The 19,440-nt window shown below is 40.4% G+C and carries 17 protein-coding genes; 7 read left to right on the top strand and 10 right to left on the bottom strand.

The genetic code is table 11. From position 1 onward, the window contains the following. Window positions 1-129: 129 nt before the first annotated feature. The gene (locus tag VB620_RS19520) at window positions 130-303 is read right to left on the bottom strand and encodes a hypothetical protein (protein ID WP_323197814.1); all 174 of its coding nucleotides are present in this window, start codon (window positions 301-303) and stop codon (window positions 130-132) included. Between the two features lie 14 nt (window positions 304-317). Then, window positions 318-731, bottom strand: a complete 414-nt coding sequence (locus VB620_RS19515; protein ID WP_323197813.1) for a secondary thiamine-phosphate synthase enzyme YjbQ — start codon at window positions 729-731, stop codon at window positions 318-320. Window positions 732-863: 132 nt separating this feature from the next. Here VB620_RS19515 and psb35 point away from each other — a divergent pair, with 132 nt between their 5' ends. Further along, window positions 864-1,091, top strand: coding sequence for a photosystem II assembly protein Psb35 (psb35, locus tag VB620_RS19510; RefSeq protein ID WP_323197812.1), 228 nt, complete (start codon window positions 864-866; stop codon window positions 1,089-1,091). Window positions 1,092-1,193: 102 nt separating this feature from the next. On the opposite strand, the gene VB620_RS19505 is transcribed toward psb35, so the two are convergent. The 5 genes from VB620_RS19505 to VB620_RS19485 form a co-directional block, all read right to left on the bottom strand. After that, on the bottom strand, window positions 1,194-1,616 hold the full coding sequence (locus tag VB620_RS19505; protein WP_323197811.1) for a tellurite resistance TerB family protein: 423 nt from the start codon (window positions 1,614-1,616) through the stop codon (window positions 1,194-1,196). Window positions 1,617-1,674: 58 nt separating this feature from the next. Beyond that, window positions 1,675-3,015, bottom strand: a complete 1,341-nt coding sequence (locus VB620_RS19500) for a 16S rRNA (cytosine(967)-C(5))-methyltransferase (RefSeq protein ID WP_323197810.1) — start codon at window positions 3,013-3,015, stop codon at window positions 1,675-1,677. Between the two features lie 222 nt (window positions 3,016-3,237). Then, window positions 3,238-4,653, bottom strand: coding sequence for a glycoside hydrolase 100 family protein (locus tag VB620_RS19495; protein ID WP_323197817.1), 1,416 nt, complete (start codon window positions 4,651-4,653; stop codon window positions 3,238-3,240). A 369-nt stretch (window positions 4,654-5,022) separates the two neighbouring features. Continuing rightward, window positions 5,023-6,462, bottom strand: coding sequence for a glycoside hydrolase 100 family protein (locus VB620_RS19490; protein ID WP_323197816.1), 1,440 nt, complete (start codon window positions 6,460-6,462; stop codon window positions 5,023-5,025). Between the two features lie 934 nt (window positions 6,463-7,396). Continuing rightward, window positions 7,397-9,115: a DnaJ domain-containing protein gene (locus VB620_RS19485; protein ID WP_323197809.1), complete on the bottom strand. Its 1,719-nt coding sequence runs from the start codon at window positions 9,113-9,115 to the stop codon at window positions 7,397-7,399. A 261-nt stretch (window positions 9,116-9,376) separates the two neighbouring features. Between VB620_RS19485 and VB620_RS19480 the strand changes: the two genes are divergently transcribed. Then, window positions 9,377-10,570 (top strand): Coenzyme F420 hydrogenase/dehydrogenase, beta subunit C-terminal domain, encoded by a 1,194-nt coding sequence (locus VB620_RS19480; protein ID WP_323197808.1) that lies wholly within the window; start codon window positions 9,377-9,379, stop codon window positions 10,568-10,570. 48 nt (window positions 10,571-10,618) lie between these two features. Here the strand turns inward: VB620_RS19480 and VB620_RS19475 are convergent, their stop codons facing one another. Both VB620_RS19475 and VB620_RS19470 read right to left on the bottom strand, forming a co-directional pair. Continuing rightward, the gene (locus tag VB620_RS19475) at window positions 10,619-10,996 is read right to left on the bottom strand and encodes a GxxExxY protein (RefSeq protein WP_323197807.1); all 378 of its coding nucleotides are present in this window, start codon (window positions 10,994-10,996) and stop codon (window positions 10,619-10,621) included. A gap of 37 nt (window positions 10,997-11,033) precedes the next feature. Further along, the gene (locus VB620_RS19470; RefSeq protein ID WP_323197806.1) at window positions 11,034-12,266 is read right to left on the bottom strand and encodes a methionine gamma-lyase family protein; all 1,233 of its coding nucleotides are present in this window, start codon (window positions 12,264-12,266) and stop codon (window positions 11,034-11,036) included. Window positions 12,267-12,351: 85 nt separating this feature from the next. Here VB620_RS19470 and VB620_RS19465 point away from each other — a divergent pair, with 85 nt between their 5' ends. The 5 genes from VB620_RS19465 (at window position 12,352) to VB620_RS19445 (ending at window position 17,678) form a co-directional block, all read left to right on the top strand. Further along, a complete protein-coding gene (locus VB620_RS19465; RefSeq protein WP_323197805.1) occupies window positions 12,352-13,170 on the top strand; it encodes an acyl-CoA desaturase in 819 nt (272 codons plus the stop codon). Between the two features lie 240 nt (window positions 13,171-13,410). Further along, complete coding sequence (locus tag VB620_RS19460; RefSeq protein WP_323197804.1) at window positions 13,411-14,463, top strand: fatty acid desaturase; 1,053 nt, start codon at window positions 13,411-13,413, stop codon at window positions 14,461-14,463. A gap of 169 nt (window positions 14,464-14,632) precedes the next feature. Continuing rightward, the gene (locus VB620_RS19455) at window positions 14,633-15,703 is read left to right on the top strand and encodes a fatty acid desaturase (protein WP_323197803.1); all 1,071 of its coding nucleotides are present in this window, start codon (window positions 14,633-14,635) and stop codon (window positions 15,701-15,703) included. 218 nt (window positions 15,704-15,921) lie between these two features. Further along, window positions 15,922-17,013 carry a fatty acid desaturase family protein gene (locus tag VB620_RS19450; protein ID WP_323197802.1) on the top strand — a complete coding sequence of 364 codons (1,092 nt, stop codon included), beginning with the start codon at window positions 15,922-15,924 and terminating at the stop codon, window positions 17,011-17,013. Window positions 17,014-17,123: 110 nt separating this feature from the next. Further along, window positions 17,124-17,678: a Uma2 family endonuclease gene (locus tag VB620_RS19445; RefSeq protein ID WP_323197801.1), complete on the top strand. Its 555-nt coding sequence runs from the start codon at window positions 17,124-17,126 to the stop codon at window positions 17,676-17,678. Window positions 17,679-18,173: 495 nt separating this feature from the next. Here the strand turns inward: VB620_RS19445 and VB620_RS19440 are convergent, their stop codons facing one another. Continuing rightward, complete coding sequence (locus VB620_RS19440; RefSeq protein ID WP_323197800.1) at window positions 18,174-19,439, bottom strand: glutamate-5-semialdehyde dehydrogenase; 1,266 nt, start codon at window positions 19,437-19,439, stop codon at window positions 18,174-18,176. Between the last annotated feature and the right edge of the window lies 1 nt (window position 19,440).

Genomic DNA, 19,440 nt, shown 5'->3' with positions numbered 1-19,440 from the left:
CACTGAGCGTAGTCGAGGTGAACGCTTCAGGAGATTCTACCTCTACTCGCACTGGAGAAATCCTGTATGAGCAAGTTGGGTCTATGAATGAAGAATCCTCTCGCCTTTAGGCTGAGGAGTGTCAAAAATTTATACATTTTCTAGTCTTAGATTTTGGATTAGACTGCAATCTAAAATCGCTTTCTCCAAAATCCAAAATTCTTTACTCCCCACACCTCCCACACCTCCCACACCTCCCACACTCCCCACACCTCCCACACCTCCCACACTCCCCACACCTCCCACACCTCCCACACTCCCCACGCCTCCCCCAGTCCCTAATTAGAAATGTGGACAACTAATTCCCTAGTATGACTATGCTGACGATGTTCCCAAATATAAATGCCTTGCCAAGTTCCCAGGACTAAATGGCCGCGATTTATGGGAATATGCTCAGAGGTATGGGTCAATGCTGTACGAATATGTGCTGGCATATCGTCTGCACCTTCAGCATCGTGAATATATTTACCGGATTCTGGGACGAGTTGGCTCATAAAGTTGGCTAAATCGACTAATACATCTGGGTCGGCGTTTTCTTGTATGACTAAACTGGCGGAAGTGTGGCGTAAAAATAAGGTACACAGTCCAGTTTCTACACCAGACTCTGCAACTATGGCGGCGATTTTGGCTGTGATATTCTGAAAACTTTTGCCAGTGGTGGAAATTTTGAGTAGTTTTTGGTGATGAGCCATGTTGATTGTATTTGACGGATAATTGATTTTTTCAAACACTACATCAAGTATTTCCAACCTGGGGTGGATTTAAGTGATACTCTTTTTTTATAGAGTGTTAAGTAGTGTTGCTTAAAATAGGAGAATATACTCATGAATTTATTAATGCAAACAGCAGCTGAAGCAGCCGCCCAAGGTTCCCAGTTTCCCTTAGCTTTTACTTTGGTGTATGTGGTTGGTTTTATTGCTGCTGTCACTATTGGTTCTATCGCTTGGTACAATTCTAAACGACCTGCGGGCTGGGAAAGTAAAGAGCGTCCTGACTTTGTACCTCAAGTTGAAAAAGAAGAAACTCCGGGTGTGGGTGAACCGAAGTCTTAAAACAGTTAACAGTGAACAGTTAACAGTGAACAGATGTCAAGGGATAATGTGGAGGATTTAAATCCAATTATGTCTCTTGACTGATAACTGATAACTGAGGGGTTAGTTTTGTACATCAACCCAACGACGATAAAGCTGTTGAATTTGTTTAAGCAAGGCTGTATGTACTGGGAGAGTGGATTGACTCAGCTGTGTTAATTCCTGTATTTTTGTCAGTAGCCGCGCTTCTTCAACAGCGACTTCGCCATCACTATAAATTAAGCCACTTATAGCTTCAATGAGATTTTCACAATCTTCTAGACTGGGGCTTGAGCCTAAATATTCTTCGACCCAGGCGTAACATACTTTCGGTTTTACAGGAACCAATTCGTATAGCCAAGGTTTAATCTCTGGGTCAGTTGCCAAACCTTTTGCTTGAGCTATTTCCCGCAGATATTGCCGTTCTTCAGGCTGGATTTTACCATCAATCCAAGCCGCACCAATCAAAATTTTAACTAAGTTTTTTACATGGGAATCAGTAACCATTGCTGTCTCTGCCGGTAGATTCGGGGCTTCAACAAAATAGTACAATCACAAACAGTATTCATTCGGAATCGTTGGCTTTTCTTAAGCGCACCATAAAAAAGCCATCCATGTTCTGTCGATGAGGCCAGACTTTCAGCCAGCCTTGGGGTGTGGAATAGGCAGAATCACTGATGGGAGGCTGAATTTGCCAATGGGGATGATGAGCTAGAAATGTGGAAATCACATCTTCGTTTTCGGCTGGATGTAGGGTACAGGTGGCATAAACAAGTACACCGCCGGGTTTGACCAATTCAGATGTATGTGATAAAAGTTCTGCTTGTAAACTTGAGAGTTGCTGAACAGATTCTGGTGTTTGTCGCCAACGTGCATCGGCGTGACGATGTAGGGTTCCTAAGCCAGAGCATGGGGCATCGAGTAGGAGGCGATCGCCTTTATGATAAAGTTGCGGTAAGTTGCGACTATCACCTGTACAAATCTGAATAGATTGTAAATGCAGTCTTTGAGCATTTTCTTTCAGTTTACGCAATCGGGAGGCTGTGCGATCGCAAGCCCAAATTTCCCCCTCATCCCCCATTAATTCGGCAATATGGGTAGTTTTTCCCCCAGGTGCTGCACAAGCATCAATCACCACTTCACCAGCTTGGGGATTGAGTAAATAACCCACCAGTTGAGCGCTAGCGTCTTGTACAGACCACCAACCCTCACTAAAACCAGGTAAATTTTGAATCGCCCCCGGACTACCAATTAATCGTAAAGCTTGGGGTAAATCAGGAACTCGCTTCACCAACACACCAGCTGTCTGCAAAGCCGCTTCAACTTCCTCAATTGTTGTCCGCAGAGGATTAATTCGCAAATCAATGGTCGGTGTTTGGTTCATCCAATCGCAGAGTTGTTCTGTTTCCGCCAAACCCAATTCATCTAACCACAGCTGAATCATCCAATCAGGGAAACTGTATAAAATGCCCAACCGCTCTACTGGATTTTCGGTTAACTTTAAAGGTTCTGGGAATTTCTCTCCTAGTCGAATGTATTGGCGCAACAGACCATTCACAAAACCCGTCAGACCAGAAAAGCCATTTTCCTTAGCTAACTGCACAGTGGTATTCACAGCTGCGGAAGGGGGGATTCGCTCTTGATACCGTAGTTGGTATAAACCCAGATGTAGGATGCTGCGGAGGTCTTTGGATTGTTGGTGAGATTTTTTGCTGGCTAGTTGGTCAATGAGTGCATCCAGGGTGCGTTGTCTTCTGACACTCCCATATACTAATTCTGTCAGTAAACGGCGATCGTGATTGGGTAAGCTAACTTTTTGCAACACTCTATTGAGGGCGACATCAGCATAAGCACCTTTATGAACATCTCGCAAGGCTTGAAAAGCTATTTGACGGGGGTTGGTCATGAAATATAGTAGATGATTTGAACCGCAGAGGTGAGAGAAAATCAACAGAAATTGCCACTATTTATGGCTGCGTCCAAAATTATGTATGTTTAATATATCTAAATTTTAATATTTTAACGAATGCGATCGCATAGTCAGAGCATAACGCGATCGCCAAGTTTTCAGAACATCAAACTTTGACTAATTTTAATTATGCTAATCACTCTAATTATTTCCCACAATTTACAACTCACAAGACTGAGAAGCATTCTCCAAATCAAACTGACCAAAACTGATTAAACCCAAATGCTCTGGATTTCGCATCAACTCCTTAGCTAACAAAAAGCCAGAAACAGTCCAAGTTTGATATCTTCTCGCTTGCTTACCAATTAACAGCCCCCGCGTACCATCGTAATATTCCGGCCAATTATCTTGACTCAAACGTGTTTCAGCAATTTTCCAGGCGCGGTCAGCAATATCAGTTCTACCTATTTTTTGCGCCGCAGCAATCAAAGACCACAATAATACAGGCCAACTACCAGCATTATGATATGACCAAGGCAGATTTCTAGGATCAGATCCCGTAAAAATTCTATATTCTTCCTTTTCTACAGATGGAAAACAGATTTTCATAGGCATTTCTCCCACCAAATCATCCCACTGTTCTTCAATCAGGTTCATAATAGCTTGGGATTGTTGTTCACTGGTTAGAGAAGAAATAATCGCCATCATATTTCCCAATGCAAAAAAGCGGGTATCTAATTGCGAAGGACCAACATTACCTGCTAAGTAACCACCATGTTTAGGTAACCATATCGCCAAATCAGCATAGGGAATAGAATCAGGATAGATATTAAATTGATTGACTGCTGACTCTCCATATTCTTCACCCTTAAAGCGATAAATCACATTCAATCGCTTCATATCAATCCAATAGTGATGACGAATATGATCTCTCAATAGAGGTAAGCGGTTATCAATCCCGATAACAATTTTTTCATTACCTGCACAAATCAACAACTTGCGTGCAGACCGCAACGCTGCATAAAATAGGGCTTGAATTTCCAAAGGATAACCATAGATACCCATCCGCCGATAAATCATGCAAGCCCCATCGGGAACTAACAACGTCGGATACATATCAAACCGAGTCGCCAAGCAAAGTTCCATGATTAACATGATTCCTTGCTGAAATTCTGACTGCAAAGCGAAACGTATATCTTTTGTTGCTTTCACATAAGCGTATAGTAGAATCACCCACCACAGACAAGAATCTACTGGGGTAACTTTACCAATCGCGTGTTCCCCAAAATCAGGCTCTAAAGTGTCGTAACCATTTTTTGATACAACCTTAAAACTACCTGGTATCAAACCTTGGCCAGGTATATAAGCATCAAATAGACCTTTTTTGGGCTGTAACTTTAAAGTTTCTTCTAAAAAATTACGAACAATATCATATTTACCTTTAATTAAAAACAGTAATGCCGACGGGACAAAATCCCTAATAAAACAATGGTCATGATTTAAAACTTTCTGTGTAGGATCATAAGCAGCTATGATACCTACAGGACGACCTTGGTAATTAATAATTGATTTTTCTAAAAGTTCCCATGCTTGTTTCTCTAAATCATCAACTATAACTAATTCCTCTCTTTTCATCACGAGAAACGCTCCATTAATGGGATTTTAGCAAGAGGTAAAATCTGTTATTACTTGCCACTTCAATACTTTTTAATGTCATGAGTAATATATCCTTAACTAGTATTTTTCCACACTGTAGCTAGGATAATTTTCCACAGTCAACACTCTCATGACAAGCCAATTTTCTCATTTATATTATTGTTCCATAGCCTCTATTTTTAAAGTGATCACTAAGAGCAATTCAGAAGAAATAAAACCCCCATGTAAATACAAAGGGGTTTTAAAAATAATGTTTAATTTGGACAGATTTCATACTTAATTTGAAGTATTACTGCATTCAGTTTCACCATATTAATATAATTAATCTAGTGATGCCTCCTAGTGAGGTCAGAAAGTTTCTACACTACCAACTTCAAACTCACAGGCGCGAGAAATAGCTTCAGGTGGTAATTTATCAAAACTGACTAATGGTAAATAATTGGGATTATCTATCAGTTCTTTTGCCAACAAGAAACCAGCAATTGTCCAAGTTTGATATTTTCTAGCTTGTTTGCCAATTAAACGCCCTTTCTTACCGTCATAATATTCTGGCCATTCATCTTCAATCAACCTAGCTTTAGAAATTTCAAGAGTCTTTCTCGCTAAACCAGTCTTATTAGTTTTCACAGATGCTGCTGCAAACATCCACATTAATACAGGCCAACTACCAGCATTATGATAAGACCAAGGAATATTTTTAGGGTCACACCCAGTCACAATTCTATATTCTTCATTTTCTAAGGCAGGGAAACAGATTTTCATCGGCATATCTCCCACTAAATCGTCCCATCTGTCCTCTATCAAAGTCATAATTGCTTGTGACTGTTCTTCCGTCGCTAAATCAGAAATAATCGCCATCAAGTTACCCAGTGTAAAGAAACGAGTATCAAACTGTGATGGACCGATATTCCCGGCTAAATAACCACCTTTGCGCGGTAGCCATTTGTCTAATTCGTAATAGGGAAGAGAGTCTACATAGATATTAAATAGATTGACTGCGCCTTTACCATATTCTTCACTCTTGAAACGATAAATGGTATTTAGGCGATTAATATCTATCCAATAATGCTGGCGCATATGAGCGCATAAAAGTGGTAAGCGATTATTAATCGCTGCAACTATATCTTGATTGTCCTCACAAATCAGCATCTCACGCGCTCCACGCAGAGCCGAATAGAATAACACCTGGAGTTCTAGAGGATGACCATAAATACCCATCCGACGGTCAATCATACAAGCACCATCGGGAACCAAGAGGGTGGGGTACATATCAAAGCGATTGGCCAAGCAAATTTCCATAATTAGCCTGATACCATTTTGAAAATCAGGTTGGTGGGCGATGGAATAATCTTGGGTGGCGACTATATAAGCACGCAACACAATAATCCACCATAGACAAGAATCTACTGGGGTGACTCTAGCGATCGCGTGTTCCCCAAAATCCGCTTCTAAATGTTCCTCTCCATTTTCTGATACAACTTTAAAGCTAGCTGGAATTAAACCGCGCCCAGGCTTATATGCATCTAATTCTCTTTCTTTAGGCTGCAACTTCAAAGTTTCTTCTAGGAAGTTCCGTACAATATCGGTTCTCCCTTTGATCAAAAAGATTAAAGCTGAAGAAACAAAATCGCGGACAAAACACTGATCATAATTCAGTGCTTCGACAGATGGATCATAGGCAGCTAAAGTTCCAATGGGGCGACCTTTATAATAGAGAATTGACTTCTCCAGCGCTTGCCATGCTGCTTCTTCTATATTCTCATCTGTTACTAATTCATGTATTGGCATCACTAGAGTAACTCCATGCATGGGGTGAATTTTGCGTAGATGCGCCTTTATTGATGCTTGATGCTATTTTTAGCATAACAAAAACCATCTTTTGAATAGTAAATTTCAGGGAAAAATAACTTATAAATAATAACTTAAGCTACTAATTCCTCTGCAAGTACATCTCCAGTTAGCTGATTTTCATCAATTATTTTTTGGTGAATCTTAGGTAGGTATTTTTGGAATCAAGCAGCGTTATTTTTCCTAAAAACAGCCACACCATATATTCCCAGATAATTCTGTCTCTTGTCTGTACATCCATAACTTGGCTTGAGCTAACAATCATATCTTTCCGTTACCGCTCAAGGTGTGTGTAGTTTTAGCTATGTCCTGTAGATTTACTTAATCAAAATTCAGTTTTAGAAGACTAGTAAGATTATTCCCCTATAATTTTATAATTTATAATGTTTTTACAGAATATGCAATATAAAATCTAAAAATCATGAGATATGAATACTACTAAATCAGGGTATATTTTACTAAAATTATGTATACATAGTCATGTTTTGGGACTACAGTTTAAATATATATATAGTACATAACTTAACGTGGATACAGGTTTTATCAAAAAAAACAGGAAATCATTACACTAATATGCAGTCATAATTTAGACAATTATAAAATCTGAATAATCAAGATCACAGCATGATTAAGTTAAGCTCAAGAATTGGGTATTTTTTCTTAAATTCAAACTAATTTCAGTAACTAGGCTAACATTTTAGGCATATAAGAAATTAATTTATTATTTATTAATTGCTGAGTTAAAACGAACCACAGAGGCGCAGAGTACACAGAGGAAGAGAGGGGAATCTTTTGATGCAGTTAATTGATGGCTGAGAAATATCAAAATCTTTCGTTTCGTAAGCGTTGAGGTGAGGTTCTGTATTTTATGCTGTTATCTCTGAAATTCTTGATATGCGTGATTAATTGTCTGCATCAAAGTTTTGGCATCGGCTGAACTGTTAATATCAGGATGATATAATCTCGCTAATCGAAGATAAGCAGATTTAACATTTTCTGGAGTAGTGTCTTCATCGACACCTAAGACTTCCCACCATTTCCCAGATAGGGTGAGAATGCAATGATCATCATGTTCCATTTGTCGCCACATTTTAATTGCACCATTTTTCTCGCCACTTAATAGGGTTTTACCATCTGGACTAAATGCAAGGGGACTAAACCCAGTTAGAATTTGAATTACTTCCCCAGTTTGTAAATTCCACAGTTGAATTACACCATCTCTACTGCTACTGGCGAGGGTTTTTCCATCAGGATGAATAGCTAGTGAAACAATCGCCGTGGTGTTTCCCTTCAAAGTACAGCATAATTTCCCAGTTTGAAGATTCCATAGCTTAATAGTGCTGTCTTGGCTTCCACTAATGAGAGTTTGACCGTCAGGACTAATAATGATTGTCTTCGCTGGTGGATTTTGAGTTAAGATACAGCGTTCTGTAGCAGTTTCTAAATTCCAAATTCTGATAGTTTTATCTTTACTGGTACTAACAAGAATCTGGGAGTCTGGACTAATCGCCACATCATATACTGTGTCAGTATGTCCATTCAATATCCGTTTCAGATTACCTGTATAACCTCCCCAAATTCTCATGGTTTTATCTGTACTAGCACTAATAATTATTCTGCCATCTCTACTATAGGTAAGTGAGTTAACAAAGCCATTATGACTATAGGGAGAATTTAAATAAGAGAATGTCCGATGATATTGTTTTGTATCTAATTGCCATTTGCTGATTTTCCGATCCGCACTACCGCTAATAATTTGCTGACTATCAGGGCTGATAGCTACAGATAACACTGCTTCGGCTTGTCCATAAAAAGTATATAAGCGTTTACCAGTGTTTAAATCCCACCAAGAAACTGTTCTATCATCACTTCCACTAATAAAAGTTTTACCATCATGAGAGATAGCTAAAGCATTAACTGCTGCTGAGTGACCTTTAAAAGTTTGTACACATCTCCAAGTTTCCCGCGTTTGGGTTGTTTTTGGTAATATTTCGGGTTCAATTTTAGGAGGTTGAGATTTAGGAGGTGCAACTTTCTGCTTTACCTTCGCTTTGAGTGTTTGTAACTCATCCTCAATTTCCAAAGTGGCGAATTTTTGATTGAGATCCGCACCATTTAACTCCATGAGTGCGGCAGAATAGTAGTCCATTTCTAAGACTTTTTCTTCCATCCTTTCCAGAACTTGAAAGGGGGTTTCCTTAACTTGAGATTCGTCTAAAATTTTGGCGATCGCATAACCTGTAAGTCCCACCACTGCGCCCATTCCCGCCATCGGAACCGTACCAATACCAAATGCTAAACCGACTTTGGGTACAACAAATCCCATTCCACCCACGACGCTAGAAAATCCTACACCACCAACTGCACCCATTCCCATTGCAGCGAAACCGCCTGTATCCCCCTCTGCTACAGCTTGGAAAGCACCATAAACAGCCGCACCAGCCACAGCGCCAGCCGCAACTACGGGAGTTACCCCAATTCCTACACCGCCAAAGCCACCGACAATTCCGATTCCGCCAACTGCTGAAGATATACCCGCACCAGCGATACTTCCGCCGGCGATGAATGCTGCGCCTGTTTGGGTTGGTTTCATTTTAATTTAAGCAGTTGTAGCAAAGGAGGTAATTTGAGTAACTTGGTTTTGGCAATTTAATTTTAAATCAGTTAATTCTAAATAAATAGTATTTCTATCAGTAAATTATTAGACTGCTTCCCACTCCGGTTTTCAGCATTTAATTAACTTTATTTACCCGTCACGCTTCCCTGATAGTCAACCTATAGAATTGCTAGGAAATTTTGTGTAAAATACAGCATTCCGCTATCTTAAGTTTTAAAATTACAAATTGCGCTGAATATGACCTCAGTTTCTCCTCACAAAAAAGCCAAAGCCCTGAAACCGAATAGTCGCCCCCCGGCGAAAGAACTCTGTAGCGAGTGTGGACTGTGTGATACATATTATATTCACTATGTCAAGGAAGCCTGTGCATTTCTTAATCAGCAGATAGAGGGACTGGAAACAGAAACCCACAAGCGATCGCGCGACCTCGACAACGAAAATGAACTCTACTTTGGTGTTCATCAAGACATGATCGCCGCCCGCAAACAGCAGCCTATAGAAGGCGCACAATGGACAGGTATTGTCAGTAGCATTGCCATTGAAATGCTGAATCGTGGCTTAGTAGAAGGTGTGGTCTGCGTCCAAAATACCAAAGAAGACCGCTTTCAACCCATGCCAGTTATCGCCCGTACCCCAGAAGAAATACTGGCAGCTAGAGTAAATAAACCAACATTATCCCCCAACCTTTCTGTTTTAGAAGAAATAGAAAAATCGGGGATGAAAAGATTATTGGTAATTGGTGTTGGTTGTCAAATTCAAGCACTCAGAGCCGTAGAAAAACAACTCGGTTTAGAAAAATTATATGTTTTAGGTACACCCTGTGTAGATAACGTTACCCGCGCCGGACTACAAAAATTCTTAGAAACCACCAGCCGTTCACCGGAGACTGTGGTGCATTATGAATTTATGCAAGATTTCCGAGTTCACTTCAAACATGAAGATGGTTCCACAGAAACCGTACCTTTCTTTGGTTTGAAGACAAATAAACTTAAAGATGTGTTTGCGCCCTCCTGTATGACTTGCTTTGATTACGTTAATTCCCTAGCAGATTTAGTCGTGGGTTACATGGGCGCACCCTTTGGCTGGCAGTGGATTGTAGTCAGAAATGATACAGGGAAGGAGATGCTGGACTTGGTGCAAGACCAGTTAGACACCCAGCCCGTGATGTCCCAAGGGAACAGGAAAGAAGCTGTACAACAGAGTATTCCTGCTTACGATAAGGGCGTGACTCTACCGATGTGGGCGGCGAAATTGATGGGTGTGGTGATTGAAAGAATTGGTCCGAAGGGCTTGGAGTATGGGCGGTTTTCCATTGATTCCCACTTTACGCGCAATTATTTGTATGTGAAGCGGAATTATCCTGAGAAGTTAGAGGCTCATGTACCGGAGTTTGCTAAGAGGATTGTGGGGGAGTATAAGTTACCGGAGTAAAATGTCACGCAGAGGCGCAGAGGCGCAGAGAGGAGGAGGGGAGGTTTTTTAGAGGTTATTAACTACTCTTGAGATTCCTTCTTTGATGAGTGAGACGTTGAAGTTGATTAGCAATCCCACTCGTTTATCAGTAAGTCGGAGATAGGTTAGTAGCTGTTTGTGGTGTACTGGATGAACGGTTTCTACTGATTTGAGTTCAACAATTACTTTATCTTCGACAATTAAATCAGCCCGAAAACCTTCATCCAAGCGTATACCCTCATACATGACTGGAATCAATACCTGTCTCCTCACTTGTAACTTGCGCCTCCGTAACTCCAAATCTAGAACTGTCTCATAAACAGATTCCAACAACCCAGGTCCCAAACTCACATGAACCTTGTAAGCAGCATCCACAATCTCCCCCGTAATCTCATTCTCAATCATTCTTCTCCGCGCCTCTGCGTCTCTGCGTGCAATTATCTTAACTCTTAAAACCCACAGCCTCCATCGCCGCCTCCAAAGCGATCGCCACATGAGTCCAATGAGTCCCCCCCTGACAATAAACCACATAAGGCTCACGCAAAGGACCATCCGCCGAAAACTCCAAAGTACTCCCCTCAATAAACGTCCCCCCAGCCATCACTACCTGGCTCTCATACCCCGGTATCTCATCGGGAATAGGTTCAAGATAAGAACCCACTGGCGAATGCTGCTGAATCGCCTTACAAAAAGCAATTAACTTAGCAGCAGAACCCAATTTAATCGCCTGAATCACATCCCCACGGGGCGCAAGGGGTGCGGGATTTACGGGATAACCTAATTTATCGAAGACGTAACCAGTTAAGTGAGTCCCCTTCATCGCCTCCCCTACCATCTGGGGAGCTAAAAATAGCCCCTGAAAAAGCAACCGATTTTGGTCAAAGGTCGCACCACCATAACTACCAATACCAGGAGCAGTTAAACGACAAGCGGCGGACTCCACTAAGTCAGCCCGACCAGCAACATAACCGCCAGCTGTGACAATTGTTCCCCCAGGATTTTTAATCAATGACCCCGCCATTAAATCCACACCGACCTCTGTGGGTTCTTTGGTTTCAATAAATTCGCCATAACAGTTATCTACAAAGCAGACTGTGTTGGGGTTTTGCTGTTTAACTAGATGAACAATTTTTTCTATATCCGCTATGGATAAACTTGGTCGCCAGGAGTAGCCGCAAGAGCGCTGGATTAATACTAAACGGGTGTTGTCAGTTACGCTATGATTTAGGGTTTGCCAATCTATAGTTCCTTGGGGAGTTAGCTCCAATTGGCGGTAATTTATGCCAAACTCAATAAGGGAGCCTTGGCCTTTACCCCGTAAACCAATGACTTCTTCGAGCGTATCGTAGGGAGAACCGACTACTGCTAACATTTCATCTCCAGGACGGAGAACACCAAATAAGCCGCACGCGATCGCATGAGTTCCTGAAACAAACTGCACTCGCACAGCTGCTGCTTCCGCACCCATAACTTCGGCGAAAACTTTATCTAAAGTTTCTCGTCCTAGATCATCGTGACCATAACCACTCACACCAGCAAAATGGTGTGCGCCTACACGGTGATTACGAAAGGCATCTAGAACTCTTTTGAGATTATGCTTGACCTGAGCATCAATTCCAGAAAAAATCTCTATTAGTGCCTGTTCTGCTTGCCGCAGCTGTTCTAAGCTATTCATTAGTTCCTCTTTTAGAAAAAATTATAGATATGCGGATTTTCCAATCACGCAGATTAGGTTAGATAATTTCAAATCGGGTTATTGCATGACAATTGCTACTTCAACGAAACTTCAAATTAACTGGGTAAATACCCTGTTTTTCCTAGCTCTGCACATCGGCGCTTTGTTTGCTTTTCTTCCCAGTAACTTTAGCTGGAATGCGGTTGGTGTGGCTTTATTGCTTTACTGGATCACCGGGGGATTAGGGATTACCCTGGGATTTCACCGTCTGGTGACTCACCGCAGTTTTCAAACTCCCAAATGGCTGGAATATTTCTTAGTCTTTTGCGGGACGTTGGCCTGTCAAGGCGGTCCAATTGAGTGGATCGGGACACATCGCATTCATCACGTACATTCTGATACTGACCCAGATCCTCACGATTCCAATAAAGGTTTCTGGTGGAGTCACATGGGTTGGTTAATTTATCACTCTCCCTCTCACGCTGATGTTCCTCGTTTTACCAAGGATCTTGCCGAAGACCCAGTTTATCAGTTTTTACAAAAATATTTCATTTTGATCCAGGTAGCACTGGGTTTATTACTCATGTATTTGGGTGGTTGGTCTTTCGTGGTTTGGGGCGTATTTGCTCGCATTGTGTGGGTTTACCATTGCACTTGGCTGGTGAACAGCGCTACTCACAAATTTGGTTATCGCAGTTATGATTCAGGCGATCGCTCCACCAACTGCTGGTGGGTTGCCGTGCTAGTATTTGGTGAAGGCTGGCATAATAACCACCACGCTTTTCAATACTCAGCTCGTCACGGGCTGGAATGGTGGGAAATCGATTTAACTTGGATGACAATTCAATTGTTGCAACTATTCGGTCTAGCTACCAATGTGAAATTGGCAGATAGAAAGCAGTAAATTCCAGGTTATTGTCTAATAGTGGATAAATTACTGAATTTATTCACTATTGGCGCAAAAGTAATTTCTACCAGCAATTCATAACCATGCACAATCGGAGAAAATTATCTCCAAGCACTATTTAATAGTGCGCTTGTGTAGCTCAGGTTGTTATAATCTGAGACGCTAATATTAAGAAACTTTGCGGCCAGCCACCTTTTTGGTGACTTGGTTGTAAAGCATACTGTTTTACAGGTGTTCATGACTACATCAATAATCAACAGCCAGAAACTAGGTGAAGACCTTGGTGATTCCAGCCTGAAACTCAAAGATATTATCAAAAGTTTGCCACGGGAATGTTTTGAGAAAAACAGCCGCAAAGCTTGGACACAGGCTCTACTCAGTGTCTTGATGGTCTCCCTTGGCTACTGTTTTCTGGCAATCAGTCCGTGGTTTCTCTTACCCGTAGCTTGGATTTTTACAGGCACGGCTTTAACAGGTTTTTTTGTGATCGGCCATGATTGCGGTCACAGGTCTTTTGCCAAACGTCGTTGGGTAAATGATTTAGTGGGACACATATTTATGGCTCCCTTAATTTACCCCTTTCACAGTTGGCGGATTAAGCATAATTATCATCATGCTCATACCAATAAGTTGGATGAGGATAATGCTTGGCATCCCATTAGAACTAATGTGTTTGCCAATTGGACACCTTTCAGACAATCAGCTTTTGAAGGCTTCATGCGTAAGCGTCTGTGGTGGGTAGGTTCCATTGGACATTGGGCAGTAGTGCATTTTGATGCCCGGAACTTCAAAACTAAAGACCAATCAAGTGTGAAACTTTCGGTGGCTGTAGTAGTCGTGTTTGCAGCGATCGCATTTCCTCTGTTAATTGCCACCACAGGTATTTGGGGATTTGTCAAGTTTTGGCTCTTACCCTGGATGGTTTACCATTTTTGGATGAGTACCTTCACCATCGTTCATCACACTGCACCAGATGTTCCTTTTAAAACAGCTAACCAGTGGAACGAAGCCCTAGCACAGCTATTTGGTACTATTCACTGTGATTATCCTCGGTGGGTAGAAATTCTCTGCCACGATATCAATGTTCACGTTCCTCATCATATTTCTACAGCTATTCCCTCCTATAATTTGCGGCTAGCTTACAGCAGCATTAAAGAGAATTGGCAACCTTATCTACATGATGAATGTCAGTTTTCTTGGTCATTAATGAAAGAAATTACCAATCAATGTCAACTATACAAAACGGATATTGGTTATGAGACTTTCGACGAATATTATGCAGGACAATAAATAGTAGCTAAACTCCACTCTTTAATATCCTGTAAATTAACTAGATTCTGGTAATTTTGTATTTACCTAAATTGTGACTTCAATTACCAGAGATTATCTCCTGGATTAGTCAAGGCTGATACCAGAAATATCTGAAAACAATCCGATTTATATCCCACAAAATAATCAAGTGCAATCCAACACCATCGCTTTTAATAATCCTGATGACTGTGAACCCTCAGAGGAAATCACCAAACTTCCCTTTACTCTTCAGGATTTGAAAGCTGCAATACCTGCTGAATGCTTTCAGCCCAGCCTCACTAAATCCCTATTTTACTTTTTTCGTGACATCTTGATTATTAGTCTGCTATATGCAGTAGCCCATTATTTGGATTCTTGGTACTTTTGGCCTGTTTTTTGGGTCATGCAAGGTACAATGTTTTGGGCTTTGTTTGTGGTCGGACATGACTGCGGACACCAATCTTTTTCTAAGCATAAATGGTTGAACGATTTAGTTGGACATTTATCGCACACACCGATATTGGTTCCTTATCATGGTTGGCGCATTAGCCATAGAACCCACCACAAAAATACTGGCAACATCGATAACGATGAAAGTTGGTATCCTGTGTCAGAATCTGATTATAAAAAAATGGACTTAGTCCAAAAGCTAGGACGATATTATGTCTTTCTTTTGGCTTATCCAGTGTATTTATTCCAGCGTTCTCCTGGAAAGAAAGGCTCTCACTTTTCTCCTAATAGCCCACTTTTTAAGCCTTCAGAACAAAGGGATGTCTTGACTAGTACTGCACTCTGGATTGGGATGGTAGCTTTACTAGGTTTCTTCACATTTCAATGGGGCTGGATGTGGTTACTAAAATACTATGCTATGCCCTACATTGTGTTTGTAATTTGGTTGGATTTAGTGACCTTTTTACATCATACAGAACCAGATATTCCTTGGTATCGTGGAGAAGATTGGACTTTTCTCAAAGGTGCAATTTCTAGTGTTGACCGGGACTACGGTTTTCTCAATCATATTCATCATGATATCGGTACTCATGTTGCTCACCATATCTTCCTGAATATGCCTCACTACAATTTGCTGAAAGCGACTGAGGCGATTAAACCGATTATGGGTGAATATTTCCACGAGTCGAAAGAATCTATTTGGAAGTCTTTATGGCGTTCTGCTCTTAGCTGTCATTTTGTTCCTGATACTGGTGGTCAGGTTTACTACACTTCTAAGAATCAGAAATAGCAGAATATGCTCTGCTACGCTATATATGGAGTCCGCCTATGCGGGCTTTTTTTATCTCATACAAAAACGCAGATAAAGGAGATTAAGAGAATAAAAAAAATGGCTACATAAATGTTTATTACTAGAAATTGACGCTGGTATTTTTTTATCTCATGATATTTTTAATACTAGACTTGAACTTCTGTAACACCACAAATTAATCCAGTGTAATCAAATACATGACACAAACACAGCCAAAAGTAACTTTTACTAAAAATTACGGTTTGAGAAAGGAATTAAATAAGCGAGTTGATGCTTATTTTGAGTCTCAGAATATCTCTACCAGAGATAATGCGGCGATGTACATAAAGACAACAGTTATTTTGTCATGGGTAATCGCCTCTTGGACTTTTACTCTCTTTGGTCCACCTGAAATCTGGCTAAAATTAATTGGCTGTATTGCTTTAGGATTCGGTATTGCTGGTATTGGGTTTAGTGTGGGACATGATGCAAATCATGGTGGTTATTCTCGCCACAAAATAATCAATAATATCTTTGGTTACACCTTTGATATTATCGGTTTGTCTAGTTTTTTATGGAAATTTAGACATAATTTCTTACACCACAAATACACTAATATATTAGGACATGATGTCGAAATACATGGCGATGGGTTAGTGCGGATGACTCCCTATATGGAGCATAAATGGTATCATTCATTTCAACACATATTCATTTGGTTTATATATCCCATCATTCCTATATATTGGTCTTTTGCTGATGTTTATTTAGTGCTGTTTAAGCGGAAATATCATACTTATAATATTCCTGCACTTAAACCATTAGACTGGTTGGTTTTCTTCAGTGGAAAATTGATATGGCTGGGACTATTCTTGGGAATACCAATTGCTGTTGGCTATTCACCTATTCAAGCACTTTTGGGTTTTTTAATTACTTACATGACCTATGGTTTAATGATTTGTGTCATTTTCATGCTGGCTCATGTTTTGGAAGAAGCTGAGTTTGTTGAACCTAATTCAGATTTGCAGCAAGTTGATGATGAATGGGCAAGATTTCAAATCAAAACAACTGTTGATTTTGCTCCCAACAATCAGTTTTTAAACTGGTATCTTGGTGGTCTGAATTATCAAGCTGTTCATCATTTATTCCCCAATATTTGTCACGTTCATTATCCCCAAATAGCTAAAATATTAGCTGATGTTTGCGAAGATTTTGAAGTGAAATACAATGTTTGTGAAACTTTCACTGAAGCATTAGCTTCTAATTATCGCTGGCTAAAACTCATGGGAAGCGCACCAAATCCAGAGTAAGTCCGCATGAATAAATCATCATAGCTTGTAGTTGCGCTTTAGCGCTAAAGCGCAACTAAAAAGGAAGAGTGATAAAATGATTGTATTATGAACTATATCTGAAAAGTTCTATGACTTTCACTATTGAAGATGTAGATAGACTACAACAAAAGCTACAAGAGGATGAGCAGGACTACCAAATAGAACTGCAAGAAGGAAATATTCTAGTTATGGGTCCATCGGATATTGAATCTAGTGAAATCGGGGCTGAATTAATCAGGTTATTAGGTAATTGGATAAAACCTCGTAAACTTGGGCGGATATTTGACTCCAGTGGTGGGTTTATTATGCCAAATACTGATTTACGCGCACCTGATGTTTCTTTTGTAGCTGCGTCAAGACTAAAACGCACGGTGAGAGATTTTGGTCAGTTAGTACCTGATTTGGTTGTAGAAATAAAATCGAAAACCGATAGAGTTTCTAAGTTAGAAGATAAAGTTAAGTTATTTTTAGAGTTAGGTGCAAGAGTAGGAATATTAATTAATCCTGATGAATTATCTGTGAGTGTATATCGTCCTCATGGTGATGTTGAAGTTTTAACGGGTGAAGATAAGTTATCTATTAATGAGTTATTTCCTGGTTGGGAAGTTGCTGTTTCTGAATTATGGCCACCTGTATTTGAATGATTCAATTAACTAGGAATTTCGAGGACGTTCAGGAATTTTTAGGTCATATAAAAATAAATGTATAATTTCTAGAGGTGATATTGGCGGACTATGAAGCATCAAGTCATCACTACTTGGATGCAGATGAAACCGTTTTCCTCTTTCATGATTATCATGTCCAGGAAGATTAAGGTCAAATCGCAGAAATTTAATGGGGTTATCGTCTAGAAATCTTATTTCAAAGTCAAAGCCAATAATTTCAGCAGGTCTATAGTTTTCATTAACTAAAATTGCAAAGTCAAACCAGCAACCATCAATTCTCTCAAAATGGGGAATTTCTTTAAGTCGCTTAAAGTTTCGTTCTCCTCCAGTAATTTCAATAATTCCCTTTGTTGGCTTAGTTATTTTGAGTAACTTATGAATTTCATGAAGTTTTGCTGACTATCTATCAGAAGTTAGTTGAGTATATTTAATGATTATTTTAAATATAAAACATTTTTACTTCTTTCATAACTTCTAAAACCGTCCATTCCCCTGGACTATATGCTTTGCAGTGGTTAAGGTTTCTAAACTAATAAATCCTCGGCGGTGTCCTTTTTGGTTAGACATACCGAGAAATACTGAGTCTCCCCGTGAAGGGTTGCGAGAAAATTTGGGGGAGGTGTTGATGTAGGTGGAAGCGCTGTTGACTCCTAAAGCAAACTGGCGACTTTCTTGATAGGATTCGGTAACGATGCAGTCTGCATGACCGCTACTATATTGATTTATCCAAGCGATCGCATCTTCTAAACTATCTACCAGTTTAAAGGCTACTGTCTTGGTTAAATAAGAGTTTCCCCATTCTTCTGATTTGACTAGCTGTAAGTGGGGAAAAGCTTCTACCAGTTCCTCATCTCCTCTGATTTCAAAGCCTTTTTCTGTCAAACTGTTCCAGAGAGCGGCTAAAGATGATGGTAAGGCTTGGCGATGAATTAATACTTTTTCAATGGCGTTTACTTGGTCTGGTTCGCTTTCATGGCTATCAATAATCATCCAGCGCACCATGTCTAAGCTGCTATTGACTGACCAGTAAAGATAACAGTTACCCATCGCTGATTTCAATACGGGACAGGTTGATTGTCTCATTACCTGCTGGACTAGACTAGAACGTCCGTAGGGTAAGACTAAATTTATATATTTGTCTTGCGTGACTAAATCTCGAATGGAAGCACCGTGTTCTGCTGTGATTAGTTCTACACATCCAGAGGGTAAACCCACTTCCTCGATGGCGCTTTGCAAAACATTGGCGATCGCCTCGTTGGAATGACTCGCTTCTGTACTACCCTTAAGGATAATACTATTACCAGTTTTAATACACAAACCAGCTGCGATCGCTCCTAAGTCTGGAAAAGCTTCATAAACAAAAGCAATTACCCCTAAAGGCATTAACTGAGTGTAACTCTGGGAGTCCTCTAGTTGATAGTCAGCATTTCTCACTCGTCGTAAAGGATCGGAGATTTCCCCCAATCTTTGCAGTACTTCAACTGCTGCTTCCAACCTCGTGGGAGTCAACTTCAGCCAATCTAAAATCAACTCTGGCACAGCCATTTCTTTACTGGCTTCTAAATCCAAAGTATTAGCTTCTAAAATGTCATCAAAGGCATTTTCCAACGCCTCGGCCATTGCTAACACAGCCCGACTGCGGTCTACACCCTTGGTAAAACCCAACTTCAGAGAAGCTTGATAAGCACGTTGAGCGCTAGTAATTGGTTCGGGAGAATCATCCAAAACTTCAACAGTCATT

Origin of the sequence: Nodularia harveyana UHCC-0300, assembly GCF_034931085.1 — a bacterium.
GTDB classification, from domain to species: domain Bacteria; phylum Cyanobacteriota; class Cyanobacteriia; order Cyanobacteriales; family Nostocaceae; genus Nodularia; species Nodularia harveyana.
Note: the sequence above shows the minus strand (reverse complement) of the source record. Positions and strands in the feature narration are given on the sequence as shown.

What these genes read in the sequence shown, in the direction of transcription:
- VB620_RS19515 (WP_323197813.1), bottom strand. Translation starts at nt 731, where the DNA reads ATGGCTCATCACCAAAAACTACTCAAAATTTCCACCACTGGCAAAAGT.
- psb35 (WP_323197812.1), top strand. Translation starts at nt 864, where the DNA reads ATGAATTTATTAATGCAAACAGCAGCTGAAGCAGCCGCCCAAGGTTCC.
- VB620_RS19505 (WP_323197811.1), bottom strand. Translation starts at nt 1,616, where the DNA reads ATGGTTACTGATTCCCATGTAAAAAACTTAGTTAAAATTTTGATTGGT.
- VB620_RS19500 (WP_323197810.1), bottom strand. Translation starts at nt 3,015, where the DNA reads ATGACCAACCCCCGTCAAATAGCTTTTCAAGCCTTGCGAGATGTTCAT.
- VB620_RS19495 (WP_323197817.1), bottom strand. Translation starts at nt 4,653, where the DNA reads ATGAAAAGAGAGGAATTAGTTATAGTTGATGATTTAGAGAAACAAGCA.
- VB620_RS19490 (WP_323197816.1), bottom strand. Translation starts at nt 6,462, where the DNA reads ATGCCAATACATGAATTAGTAACAGATGAGAATATAGAAGAAGCAGCA.
- VB620_RS19485 (WP_323197809.1), bottom strand. Translation starts at nt 9,115, where the DNA reads ATGAAACCAACCCAAACAGGCGCAGCATTCATCGCCGGCGGAAGTATC.
- VB620_RS19480 (WP_323197808.1), top strand. Translation starts at nt 9,377, where the DNA reads ATGACCTCAGTTTCTCCTCACAAAAAAGCCAAAGCCCTGAAACCGAAT.
- VB620_RS19475 (WP_323197807.1), bottom strand. Translation starts at nt 10,996, where the DNA reads ATGATTGAGAATGAGATTACGGGGGAGATTGTGGATGCTGCTTACAAG.
- VB620_RS19470 (WP_323197806.1), bottom strand. Translation starts at nt 12,266, where the DNA reads ATGAATAGCTTAGAACAGCTGCGGCAAGCAGAACAGGCACTAATAGAG.
- VB620_RS19465 (WP_323197805.1), top strand. Translation starts at nt 12,352, where the DNA reads ATGACAATTGCTACTTCAACGAAACTTCAAATTAACTGGGTAAATACC.
- VB620_RS19460 (WP_323197804.1), top strand. Translation starts at nt 13,411, where the DNA reads ATGACTACATCAATAATCAACAGCCAGAAACTAGGTGAAGACCTTGGT.
- VB620_RS19450 (WP_323197802.1), top strand. Translation starts at nt 15,922, where the DNA reads ATGACACAAACACAGCCAAAAGTAACTTTTACTAAAAATTACGGTTTG.
- VB620_RS19445 (WP_323197801.1), top strand. Translation starts at nt 17,124, where the DNA reads ATGACTTTCACTATTGAAGATGTAGATAGACTACAACAAAAGCTACAA.
- VB620_RS19440 (WP_323197800.1), bottom strand. Translation starts at nt 19,439, where the DNA reads ATGACTGTTGAAGTTTTGGATGATTCTCCCGAACCAATTACTAGCGCT.